This is a genomic window from Kitasatospora sp. NPDC049258 (assembly GCF_040678895.1).
GTDB lineage: Bacteria > Actinomycetota > Actinomycetes > Streptomycetales > Streptomycetaceae > Kitasatospora.
Genome location: NZ_JBFAQT010000003.1, coordinates 220,318 through 232,355 on the forward strand (window position 1 = coordinate 220,318; position 12,038 = coordinate 232,355).

At 71.6% G+C, this 12,038-nt stretch carries 8 protein-coding genes; 4 read left to right on the top strand and 4 right to left on the bottom strand.

The window, feature by feature from the left end:
- Positions 1-85 precede the first annotated feature (85 nt).
- Positions 86-1,681: a glutamine-hydrolyzing GMP synthase gene (gene guaA / locus AB0K43_RS04360; RefSeq protein ID WP_363635599.1), complete on the top strand. Its 1,596-nt coding sequence runs from the start codon at positions 86-88 to the stop codon at positions 1,679-1,681.
- Positions 1,682-1,862: 181 nt separating this feature from the next.
- Entirely contained in the window at positions 1,863-2,906 is a 1,044-nt protein-coding gene (locus tag AB0K43_RS04365; RefSeq protein ID WP_363635601.1) for a Rieske 2Fe-2S domain-containing protein, read from the top strand.
- Positions 2,907-2,984: 78 nt separating this feature from the next.
- Here AB0K43_RS04365 and AB0K43_RS04370 read toward each other — a convergent pair whose 3' ends face one another.
- Together AB0K43_RS04370 and AB0K43_RS04375 are read right to left on the bottom strand one after the other, a co-directional pair.
- Entirely contained in the window at positions 2,985-3,242 is a 258-nt protein-coding gene (locus AB0K43_RS04370) for a hypothetical protein (protein WP_363635603.1), read from the bottom strand.
- Positions 3,239-4,711, bottom strand: coding sequence for a PspC domain-containing protein (locus AB0K43_RS04375; RefSeq protein ID WP_363635605.1), 1,473 nt, complete (start codon positions 4,709-4,711; stop codon positions 3,239-3,241). The genes AB0K43_RS04370 and AB0K43_RS04375 overlap by 4 nt, the downstream gene beginning before the upstream one ends.
- 240 nt (positions 4,712-4,951) lie before the next feature.
- Between AB0K43_RS04375 and AB0K43_RS04380 the strand changes: the two genes are divergently transcribed.
- Both AB0K43_RS04380 and AB0K43_RS04385 read left to right on the top strand, forming a co-directional pair.
- Entirely contained in the window at positions 4,952-6,331 is a 1,380-nt protein-coding gene (locus AB0K43_RS04380; RefSeq protein ID WP_363635792.1) for a PspC domain-containing protein, read from the top strand.
- Complete coding sequence (locus AB0K43_RS04385; protein WP_363635607.1) at positions 6,324-7,016, top strand: response regulator transcription factor; 693 nt, start codon at positions 6,324-6,326, stop codon at positions 7,014-7,016. Before AB0K43_RS04380 ends, AB0K43_RS04385 begins: the two co-directional genes overlap by 8 nt.
- 94 nt (positions 7,017-7,110) lie before the next feature.
- Here AB0K43_RS04385 and AB0K43_RS04390 read toward each other — a convergent pair whose 3' ends face one another.
- Both AB0K43_RS04390 and AB0K43_RS04395 read right to left on the bottom strand, forming a co-directional pair.
- Positions 7,111-7,575 (bottom strand): hypothetical protein, encoded by a 465-nt coding sequence (locus AB0K43_RS04390; protein ID WP_363635609.1) that lies wholly within the window; start codon positions 7,573-7,575, stop codon positions 7,111-7,113.
- 181 nt (positions 7,576-7,756) lie between these two features.
- Entirely contained in the window at positions 7,757-11,989 is a 4,233-nt protein-coding gene (locus AB0K43_RS04395; RefSeq protein ID WP_363635611.1) for a ricin-type beta-trefoil lectin domain protein, read from the bottom strand.
- Positions 11,990-12,038 lie beyond the last annotated feature (49 nt).

Below are 12,038 nucleotides of genomic sequence, written 5' to 3' on the forward strand. Positions count from 1 at the left end.
GCATACCCCCGCCGGTCGCCGTCGCCACCCTGCCAGGGGCGTGTGGCGCGCGACACCTTCTGATACCGATGCCGGAAGGCCGTCCGTGTCCTCTGCTCTTCCCGACCAGTCCGTAGCCGAGAACGACACCGTCCTGGTGGTCGACTTCGGCGCCCAGTACGCCCAGCTCATCGCCCGTCGGGTGCGTGAGGCCCGGGTCTACAGCGAGATCGTGCCGAGCACCATGCCGGTGGCCGAGATGCTCGCCAAGAACCCGAAGGCGATCATCCTGTCCGGCGGCCCGTCCTCGGTCTACGAGGACGGCGCCCCGCGGCTCGACCGCGCGATCTTCGAGGCCGGGGTGCCGGTCTTCGGCATGTGCTACGGCTTCCAGCTGATGGCGATCACCCTCGGCGGCACCGTCGACAACAGCGGCGCCCGCGAGTACGGCCGCACCCCGCTGCACGTCAGCCGCACCGGCTCGACCCTCTTCGAGGGCACCCCCGCCGAGCAGTCGGTGTGGATGTCGCACGGCGACGCCTGCTCCGCCGCACCGGCGGGCTTCACCGTCACCGCCTCCACCGACGTGGTGCCGGTCGCCGCCTTCGAGGACGACGAGCGCCGCCTGTACGGCGTGCAGTACCACCCCGAGGTGCTGCACTCCACGCACGGCCAGCAGATCCTGGAGCACTTCCTCTACCGCGGCGCGGGCATCGCCCCGGACTGGACCACCGTCAACGTGGTCGACGAGCAGGTCGCGCTGATCCGCGAGCAGGTCGGCGACAAGCGCGCGATCTGCGGCCTGTCCGGCGGCGTGGACTCCGCGGTCGCCGCCGCCCTGGTGCAGCGCGCCATCGGCGACCGGCTGACCTGCGTGTACGTCGACCACGGGCTGATGCGCAAGGGCGAGACCGAGCAGGTCGAGAAGGACTTCGTGGCCGCGACCGGTGTCCGGCTCAAGGTCGTCGACGCCGAGGAGCGCTTCCTGGACGCGCTGAAGGGCGTCAGCGACCCCGAGGAGAAGCGCAAGGTCATCGGCCGGGAGTTCATCCGGGTCTTCGAGCAGGCCCAGGCCGAGATCGTGGCCGAGGCCGGCGAGAGCGGCGAGTCGGTCGACTTCCTGGTCCAGGGCACCCTGTACCCGGACGTGGTGGAGTCCGGCGGCGGCACCGGCACCGCCAACATCAAGTCCCACCACAACGTCGGCGGCCTCCCCGAGGACCTGCAGTTCCAGCTGGTCGAGCCGCTGCGCAAGCTGTTCAAGGACGAGGTCCGGATGGTCGGCCAGGAGCTCGGCCTGCCCGAGGAGATCGTCCAGCGCCAGCCGTTCCCCGGCCCGGGCCTCGGCATCCGGATCGTCGGCGAGGTCACCAAGGAGCGGCTCGACCTGCTCCGCGAGGCCGACGCGATCGCCCGCGAGGAGCTGACCGCGGCCGGCCTGGACCGCGAGATCTGGCAGTGCCCCGTGGTGCTGCTGGCCGACGTCCGCAGCGTCGGCGTGCAGGGCGACGGCCGCACCTACGGCCACCCGATCGTGCTGCGCCCGGTCTCCTCCGAGGACGCCATGACCGCGGACTGGTCGCGCCTGCCGTACGAGGTGCTGGCGAAGATCTCCACCCGGATCACCAACGAGGTCAAGGACGTCAACCGCGTGGTCCTGGACTGCACCAGCAAGCCGCCGGGCACCATCGAGTGGGAGTAATCTCCCGCTGAACTGAACGGCCGCGCCGCTGCTTCCGTACCTAAGGGAGTGGCGGCGCGGCCGTCTGCTGTGAGGGCCACGGTGGTCCATGGGTGGGGCTTGCGACGGAACGCGGGCAACAACGGGCAGAATCGGACCGGACCTGTCAGTAGTTGGCGGGACACGAGCGGGAGGCATCGGCATGACGGCGGGGCATGGCGGACCGGAGCGGTCGGGCAGATCGGCACAACTGGCCCGGTGGAAGGAGACCGGCACGCGCTACGCGACGCTGCCGCTGCGCCTCTTCCTCGGGGTGACCTTCGTGTACGCCGCGTTCGACAAACTCTCCGACTCGCACTACCTGGCGGGCGCCGGCGACCCGGCCTCCTTCGTGGCGCAGACCCAGGCGGTCAAGGCGGCCAGCCCGATCGGCTGGGCGCTGGGCCCCGCGCTCGACGCACCCACCCTGTTCGCCCTGCTGATCGCCTTCGGCGAGCTCGCCGTCGGCCTCGGCACGCTGTTCGGCCTCTGGGGGCGGCTCGCCGCCGCCGGGGGCGCGGTGATCAGCCTGACCCTGTGGCTCACCGTCAGCTGGAACGTCTCGCCGTACTACTACGGCAACGATCTCGCCTACCTGATGGCCTGGACCCCGCTGCTGCTGGCGGGCACCCCGCTGCTGTCCATCGACGGCTACCTGGCCACCCGCGCCCGGCGGGACCGCGCCCGGGGCCTGGACGAGGACGCCGTCGGCCGCCGGGCCCTGCTGGACGGCGGGATCGCGGCCGTCGCTATCGGCGGCGCCGGACTCCTCTCCGGCTCGCTCACCGCGACCTTCGGCCGCGACCGCAAGCCGGTGCCCTCCGCCACCCCGCTGCCCACCCCCGCGCCCTCGGGCCCGGCGGCCGGCGGCAGCGGCGGCCCCGCGGCCGGTGGCGCCAAGGTCACCGTGGCCGCCTCCACCGTCCCGGTCGGCGGCTCGGCCCAGGTCAAGGACCCGGCCAGCGGCGACGCCGTCTACATCGTGCAGCCCACCGCCGGGCAGTACTGCGGCTTCTCCTCGGTCTGCACCCACTCCGGCTGCGCGGTCGACGCACCGAAGAACGGTCAGATGTACTGCCCCTGCCACGGCTCGCGCTTCAACGCCGCCACCGGCGCCGTGGTCAACGGGCCGGCCACCAAGCCGCTGCCCAAGTACACCGTGACCAAGAACGGCGACCAGCTGGAGCTCGGCCCCGTCCAGAGCTGAGCCGGACGGGACCGGGGCCGGGTCGGGCGGATGCCCGGCCCGGCTCGGTGCTTCCCGGGGGCCCGGATCGTGCGGGCCTCAGCCCTCGCCGTCCTGCGGCGCGGTGCGGACCGCGCCGCAGGCCGGCGCCTCGACCGGCTCCGGACGGCCGCGGCGCGACATCGCCGCCACCGCGCCGACCAGCCCCGCCACCCCCAGCACGATGAAGGTCACCGGGATGACGATCCTCCCGTCGACCGAGTCGCTGTCCAGCGAGGAGACCAGGTAGAGCGCCGCGATCACGGTGAACAGCCCACCCGAGATCAGCGAGAACGGATCGAGCCGGTGCTTCCTCATCCCTGAACCACCTTCATGTCGCCCACTCCGAGAGTCAGTTCCAGATCCAGCGTGCCCCGGGAGGCCTGACCGCCGACCGGGTGCAGCTCGAGCTCCCGGCTGTTGTCCCCGCCCGACAGATGCTCGTCGTTCGGCAGCCGCACGTCGCCGACCAGGTTGTCCACCCGCAGCCGCACCTCCACGTCCGAGGGCACCGTGACCCGCAGGTCACCCGCACCGAGCCGGACCGCGGTCGCCAGCGTCCCGCCGGCCGGGTCGAGCCCGCGCAGGTCCAGGGTCGCGTTGCCGGCCCCCAGGCTGTACTCCGAGCGCAGGTCGGCCGCCGAGGTCGGGGCCCAGGTGCGGTCCCCGAAGCCGGTCCGCACCCGGGTGTCCACCGCCGTACCCGCGCCCGCCAGCGCCACCGTCAGCACCAGCGCGGGCACCACCAGGCCCTTGGCCCGGCCGAACTTCGCCCCCACCAGCATGGTCAGCCCGAGCACCAGCAGCGGCACCGCCAGCAGCACCGAGACCTTGACCCCGTCCCCGTGCCGGGCCCCGACCGCCCAGACCGCGGCACCCGCACCGACCGCCGCCAGCAGGCCCAGCGGAGCCAGGAAGGAGCGCGGCCGGCGGACGCAGGCCGCCGGAGCCGGGGACGGCGCCGCCGGGGCGGCCGGGGACTTGCGCAGCGGATCACCCGCCGGCAGGTCGGTGCGCTGCCACCAGGGCTGGGCGGCGCCCCCCGGCGCCGACTGCCCGTACGGATTGCGCTCCGGGTGGCGTGGATCCCACAGGTAGCCGCTCGGCCCCGGCGGCGGCGAGTCGGCCGGCACCGTACCGGCCTCCCGGGCCCGGGCCTGCTCCTCGCGGACCGCCCGCCACTGCTGCTGCATCGCCTCCCGGCGCTCCTCCCACTGCGCCCGCACGTCCTCGCCGAACTGCTGCTGCCAGCCCCGCCAGTCCAGCCGCTCGCCCGACTCCTCCTCCAGCCGGTCGTACGGCCCGCCCGGCCCGCCCGCCCCGGGCGGCCGGTCCTGCCCGCGGCCCCGGCGGCGGCGCTCCGGGTCGTAGCGCACCGCCAGGAAGACCAGGCCGCCGAGCAGCAGCAGCGGGAACAGCTGGTCACCGTCGCCCATCGAGGAGAAGAACACCCCGGTGCCGATCACCGTCAGCAGCACCGCACCGACCGACTGCCCGTCGACCCGCCCGGTCAGCACCCGCTGGAGCTCGGTCCGGCCGACCTCCGCACCGGCCGGCTCGCGCGGCACGATCAGCCAGGCCAGCCCGTACAGGAACAGCCCGAGCCCGCCGGTCAGGCAGAGCACCGCCACCACCACCCGGAACACCACCGGGTCGATGTCCAGGTGGCGGCCGAGCCCGCCGCACACCCCGGCCACCACCCGGTGCCGCTCGCTGCGGGTCAGCGGGGGCCGCTGCGCGCCCTGGGGCGGGGCGTCCGGGGCCCCGGTGCTCTGCTCGTCGGTCATGGCACCATCCTGCTGCTTGCGAGGGGCCGCGCCCAACCGCCCGCGGCCCGGGGCCGACCCTGAACTGTCCCTGAGAGGGCACTCAGGGCCGTACCCTGATGCGCCCGGGCCCGGATACGTGTGACCATTCGTGGCGTGGCAGCCCCCGGCATCGAATCCCAGCCCCCCGTTCCTGACACCCCGTCGCCGACGGGCGCCGAGTCGACCGCTGCCGACGGGGCCCGCCCGCCGTACCGCAGGCTGTACCGCAGCCCGCACGGCCGGATGCTCGGCGGCGTCGCGCACGGCCTCGCGGTGCACCTCGGGCTGCCGGTCACCTGGGTCCGGGTCGCCTTCATCCTGCTGTTCTTCGCCCAGGGCATCGGGGTGCTGCTGTACGCCGCGTTCTGGTTCGTGGTGCCGATCGGCATCGGCGAGCCCGCCCCCGGCAGTGCCACCCGCTGGATCTACCGCGACGGCGGCTTCGTCCGGGTCGACGCCGGCGAGGCCGGTGCCGCCCAGCTCAGCAAGGAGCGCCGGGCCGGGCTCGGCCGGCTGCGCGACCTGCTCCAGCGCACCTTCCACGGCGAGCCCCCGACGGTCGGCCCGGGCGCGGCCGGCGCCCAGCTCGGTGCCCAGGTCGGCGGCCGGCCCGAGAAGGGCGGCGGCCGGGCGGGCGTGGGCCAGCTGTTCGCGCTGCTGCTGCTGGTGGTCGGCATCATGGCGCTGCTCAGCGCCCTGCACATCCAGACCGCCAAGCCGTACGTCTGGCCGCTGCTGATCATCGGCGTCGGCGTCGCGCTGGTCTGGCGGCAGGCCGACGACTCGCGCTGGCAGCGCTGGTTCGGGCTGGAGGAGGCCACCCGCCGGCGCGGCGCCTACACCCGGGTCGTCGGCGGGGTACTGCTGGTGGTGGCCGGCATCGTGGCGTTCCTGGTGCTCCAGGGCAGCGGCTCCACCGTCGGCTCGGTGATCGAGGCCTCGGTCGCGGTGCTGGCCGGCGTGCTGGTGCTGGTCGGCCCGTACGCCCTGCGGCTGTGGCAGGACCTCGGCGCCGAGCGCACCGCCCGGATCCGGGCCCAGGAGCGCGCCGAGATCGCCGCCCACGTGCACGACTCGGTGCTGCACACCCTGACCCTGATCCAGCGCAACGCCGACGACGCCAAGGAGGTGCTCCGGCTGGCCCGCGCCCAGGAGCGCGAGCTGCGGCTGTGGCTCTACCGCCCGGAGGCCGCGGCCGAGGATGCCCCGGACACCCTCGCCGAGCGGATCCGGCAGGTCGTCGCCGAGGTCGAGGACCGGCACGGGGTGCCGGTCGAGCTGGTCTGTGTCGGCGACTGCCCGATGGACGAGCGGGTCTCCGCGCAGATGCAGGCCGCGAGAGAGGCGATGGTCAACGCGGCCAAGTACGGTGGCGGAGGACCGGTCCAGGTGTACGCGGAGGTGGAGGGGCGGACGGTGTCCGTGTTCGTCCGCGACCACGGGCCAGGCTTCGACCCCGACAGCGTGCCCGAGGACCGGATGGGCGTACGGGAGTCGATCATCGGCCGGATGCGGCGCAACGGGGGTACCGCGAAGGTGCGTCCGGCGCCGGACGGCGGTACCGAGGTCGAGCTGGAGATGGAGAGAGCAGATGTCTGAGGCCGTGGCAGCTGGACCGGGACCTGAGCGCACCGCGCGGGTGGTGCTGGTCGACGACCACCGGATGTTCCGCACCGGGGTCCGGGCCGAGATCGGCCGGACCGAGCTCACCGGCATCGACGTGGTCGGCGAGGCCGACGACGTCGAGTCGGCCGTCCAGGTCGTCGCCGAGACCCGGCCCGACGTGGTGCTGCTCGACGTCCACCTGCCGGGTGGCGGCGGCGTCGAGGTGCTGCGCCGCTCGGCGCCGCTGATGGCCGACCCGACCGGCGTCCGCTTCCTGGCGCTGTCGGTCTCCGACGCCGCCGAGGACGTGATCGGGGTGATCCGCGGCGGCGCCCGCGGCTACGTCACCAAGACGATCACCGGGACGGACCTGGTCAACGCGATCTTCCGGATCTCCGACGGCGACGCGGTCTTCTCGCCCCGGCTGGCCGGCTTCGTGCTGGACGCCTTCGCCGCCACCGACACCCCGCCGGTGGACGAGGACCTGGACCGGCTCACCCAGCGCGAGCGCGAGGTGCTGCGGCTGATCGCCCGGGGCTACGCCTACAAGGAGATCGCCAAGCAGCTGTTCATCTCGGTCAAGACGGTGGAGAGCCACGTCTCGGCGGTGCTGCGCAAGCTCCAGCTCAGCAACCGGCACGAGCTCACCCGCTGGGCGACGGCCCGCCGGCTGGTCTGAGGGGCGGAAGCTGTGCGGTAGGAGACCGTCCTCGAACGGGTTCCATCAGAAGGCTGTGGCCGGAAGCGAATTCACTTCCGGCCACAGCCTTCACTCATGAATCGACCTGTAAGTCAGATCGATCCGCCGATGGAAACCTTTGGTAGGCGTCCGCCAGGTGGCCGAGAAGACCGGCGAACTCCGATCTCGCCGCCAAGAAGGCCCCTTCCGAGCTGAGGCTCTTCAGCACCTGGTTCCGTGCTTCCCGGCTCTCGTGGGTACTGGAGAGCACGGCGGAGTGTTCCACCGCCCTGGCCCGCCCGGCCTCGGACAGCCTCGTCCAGCCGGCGCGTACGTGGGACCAGCAGCTGTCGACGAGGACGAAGCCCTCGAGCAGTTCCTCGTCTCCCGCGATCACGGCTTCCACATTCGGAGAACCGAAGATCGAGACCGCAGACTCCGTAAGGACGCGACCCAGCTGGTACTGGACGGCGTGATCGTAGTATCCGCTCACCAGCACCTCACCGAGCAACGCGGATCCGGTCGGTGCGGGGATACCGAATTTGTCCCAATTCGACAATCGGGGCCGCTCCTATCGGATTGGGTCTCGGAATGTGAGTCCCAGAAAGCATCAACGTCCGCGGACCATCCCGACGAACAGCAAGGCCGGCCCTCGGACACGGTCGAGCTGTGTCCGAGGGCCGGGCGGTGGCTAGCTACGAAGGGTCTGCGACGGGCCCTCGATCGGTCGGTTCGTCAGGTCACGCAACCGTGCGGGTGAACCAGCGCTGGGCGCTGGTGTTGTTGCAGTCGTAGAGCTGCATCTGGTTCCCGTTGACCGCGTTCCCGTTCGGCACGTCGAGGCAGCGCCCGGAGATCGGGTTGAAGATCGAGCCGTCCGGACGGACCTGCCAGACCTGGTTGGCGCCGCCGAGGCAATCGAAGAGGACGATCTTTGTGCCGTTGGTGGTGCCGCTGCCGTAGGCGTCCAGGCACTTGCCCTTGACGACGACGGAACCGTTGGCCTGGGCGGTGAACTGCTGAGGAATGGAGCCGTTGCAGTCGTAGATCTGGACCGGCGTGCCGTTGTCGGTGACCCCGTTGGGGTCGTCCAGGCACTTCGACTTCATGATGTCCGAGACGATCGGGCCGGTCACGCTGCCCGGGTCGATGGAATAGTCGTTGACCACGACGTCGGCGATGCTGCCACTGTAGTAGTTCGAAGCGGCACCACCGTTCCGGAACCGGCCGAGCACGAGCGAGCCACCCGAGTTGAGCTTGTTCGTGTGTGTCCCGGTGGCTGCAAGTGCACCGTTGACATAGAGCGACATCTGGCCGGACTTCGAGTTGTAGCTGATTGTCAGCTTGGTCCACGTGCCGAACTGCACGCGGGCGGCGCTGTTCACCTTGGCGACGTGCTCGTAGTCGGCGGTCCAGGCGTGGCCTGCCGACTGAGCCATCGACATGAGCCAGGTGGCGTTGCCGTCGCCGTTGGAGGACGGCCAGACCAGGAAGTCGCTTCCGCTCCCGCCGTCCTGGCTGATGACCACGCTGTCCGCCTTGTTCGGCTTGGCCCAGAGGGTGACCGAGAAGGACTCCAGCGTGTTGACCTTGAGATTGTTGAAGCCGATCTCGCCATCGGAGCCGTTGAAGTTGGCGACGGTGGTGGCCTTGCCGTTGACGGTGTCGGTGCCGAAGGTGACTCCGCCCTTCACGGTGCCCGGGCTCTTGCCGTAGGCGTCCTGGGTGATGCCTCCGGTGCTGGTGGACAGCGCGATACGGTCCACGGGTGCCCGGGTGTCGCCCTGGTCGTTGGGGGTGGCGAAGGTGGTGACCGGGGTGGCAGCGGTGCCGCCGCTGGTCTTGCCGGGCCAGAACTGCAGGTGCTTGTTGGCGTCGATCGCCCAGAAGTCGGCGATGCCGTCCTTCGTGGCGTCGGCGGCGCCGACCTGCGGGAACTGGCCGGCGGGCACGCCACCGATGATGCGGGCCTTCGAGCCCTTGGGGTCGGCGAGGGCGCTCAGGTCGAGCGTTCCGGAGCCGTCCGTCTTGATCGTGATGTCGTAGGCGCGGAGAGTACCGTCCAAACGGTCGCGGGCCCACAGGGTGGGCTGGGCGGTGCCGCTGGCGGTACCCGGGTTGATCAGGTCGAAGTTGGCCCAGTTCCCGGTGCCGGAGACCTTGACGGCCGCGGCGTCGAGCGTGTTGGTGGTGTCCGCGCGGTAGAGCCAGAGGTTGCCGTTCTCGACCGTGAGGAGCGAGGTCTGGTTCTTGCTGGCGATGCTGTCACCGGAGCTGACCGGCGCCTTGAGCGCGCCGAGCGCCACGATCTGGGTGGTCTTCGACCAGTCGGCGTTCCAGCCGGCCGGCGCGGACGTCAGGGCGGCGCCGGTGACCGGGTCGGCCCAGGTGGTGGGCTTGGTCAGGACGCTGGCGTCCTTGAAGGTGCCGTCGCCCTTGTTCTGGTACAGGTAGAGGTTCTTCGCCATCGCGGGGGTCGCGCCGGTCCAGGCGAAGGCGTCGTCGACGCCCATCGAGCGCAGGGCGCCGCGGTGGGTGGTCTGGACGTTCTGCCAGCCGACGGGGGTGGTGTCGTTCAGCGGGGAGAGGCCGAGCGGGGCGGCCTGGGCGAGGGTCGGGTCGGTGTCGGCCGGCATCACGCGCAGGTTGCCGGCGCCGTCGGCCTGGAGCAGGTCGGCGCGGCCGTCGCCGCTGAGGTCACCGGGGACGGCTGCGCCGGTCACCGGGTCCCAGGGGGCGTAGAAGGTGTACGGGAAGGGCTGGCTGTAGTTGCCGGCCACGTCCATCGACTGGGCGAACAGGATGTTCGTGCCCCAGGTGGTGGGCGTGAAGTTGAAGGTGCCGGTGCTGCCCTTGATGACGCCGGCGTCGTTGCATGACCAGCCGGTGACGGGGGTCGGGTCGGTGGTCCAGCGGGTGCAGGCGACACCGGAGGCGTTCAGCCCGTTGATGGGGGCGGGGTCGGTCGCGGTCACGGTGAACGTGCCGGCCTCCCGGACCTTCTTCTTCGGCACGACGTTCAGGGTGCCGCTGGCCGGGAAGTCGGTGGAACTGATGGCGACGGTCGGCGGGGTCTTGTCCACGCGGAAGTAGCACCACGGGGTCTCGCCCGAGGTGAGCCAGCCGTCGGTGACGGTGGCGGTCCAGCCGTACTGGTGGCCGTCGGCGAGCAGGCCGACCGAGACCACGGCGTCGTTGTTGTAGCTGCCGATCGGCCCGGTGTGCGGGGTCTGCCCGGCGTTGCCGTCGTTGTCGTCCCACATCCGGAAGGTGGTGTCGAGACCCGAACCGATCGGGGACCAGCTGCTGGTGTGCAGGTAGACGTTCTGATTGGCGCCCACCCAGCCCGGCTGGTACCAGGCGGCGCCGCCCGGGGTCTGGCAGTCGTTGTGCGCGTCACCCATCACCGGGTCGGCGTTGTAGCCGGGGGTGGGGGTGGTGCGCGGGTACCAGATGGTCGGCGCGATGTCGTAGTTGATCGCGATGTTGGGGTCGGCGCCCAGGTGGTGGCGGTAGAGCTTCTCGCCCTCGTTGTCCGGGGCGAAGCCGACGGTCCAGTTGGCCCACTTGTTGTCCGCGGCGCGCTGCATCCACCACGTGACGTCGTAGTTCATGGTGCCGGTACCGGTGATCCAGTACGTGCCGACCTTGTCGCAGCCGTTCATGTTGCCGGTGCCACACGGCTGGTTGTTCCAGGTGGTGGTGCCGGACAGCTGCGGGGTGTTGTACAGGTTGATCGGCGAGTTGGTGCCCGGCGCGGCCGCGCTGTTCACCGGCACGGACATGGTCGCGCTGGAGATGGTGGCGGTGCCGCGGGAGCCGTCGGAGAAGAGGACCGATGGGATGCCGAGCTGGTAGTACGACCGGTAGCGGCCGTAGCCGGTGCAGTCGGAGTAGCCGCAGTAGCCGATGCCCAGGCTGCTGAGCGTGTTGACGTTGGCGGTGTCCTTGTGGTTCTCCTGCACCTGGGCGTTGACCTGACGGGTCGCGTTGGCGCTGACCGTCGGGTCGAGGTACCAGGGGCCGGCGCCCTTGCCGAAGGTGGCCTGGTCCGGCGTGAGGTCGATGCCGGTCTCGGTGGCCTTGATCGCCATGGTGGAGACGGTCGCGCCGTCACCCGGGTCCTTGGCGGTGGACTTCTCCGTCGCGGACTTGCGCTCGATGGCGCCGGGGGCGGCGAACAGCGACTTCGGCGCGGCCTTCGCGGCCTTCAGCTGCGGGGCGGGCGGAGCGACCTCGGCCGAGTCCCACTGGAACGGGGTGGGAGCGTGCATCCGCTCCTTGCCGTTCTCGTCGGTGACGGAGACGTTGCCGGCCTGGTCGTTGGCGACCTTCAGGCCGGTGGTCTGCACCGGGAAGTGCAGGCTCTTCAGCCGCGGGTCGGCGGCCGCGGCGGCGGTCCTGACCACGATCACGTCCCGCCAGCCACCGTCGGGCAGGGCGCTGACCTGCAGGTCCACGTCCGGCAGGACCGACGCGTAGGTCGCCGTCGAGCCGTCCACGGTCGGCCTGGGCAGCGCGAACGGTGCGCTGACCGAGAGCTTCTTGCCGTCGGTGGTGGTGATGGTGGCCAGCGGGCCGGTGCCGCCGCCGGAGAGGGTCAGCCCCTGGGAGGTGACGGCCGGGGCGAGGGTGCCGTCCGAGCCGGTCCGCAGGGTGGTGTCGAGGCTCTTCCAGCCGCCGTCGCGCTTGGTGCGGACGTCCTGGGCGTGGGTGTTCGCCGTGACGGTGTGCCCGTCCGGGTTGGCGACGCTCTCGCTGCTCTCGGTGGTCAGCGCGTCGATGGTGACGGGCTTCCCGGTGGCCTTCGCCTGCGCGAGCGCCTCGTGGATCGCCTTGCCCGCCGCGCTGTCGGTCGGCTGCTGGTCGGCCTTGGCCGGCGCGGAGCTCCCGGACGGGGTCGGGGTCGGGTCCACGGTCGCGGCCATGGTGATCGGCGACGACAGCACGGTGAGGCCGATGGCCGTCGTCACGGCTATCGCGGCGCGGCCGAGCAGGCCCCTGCCGTTGGTTCTGCGTGAC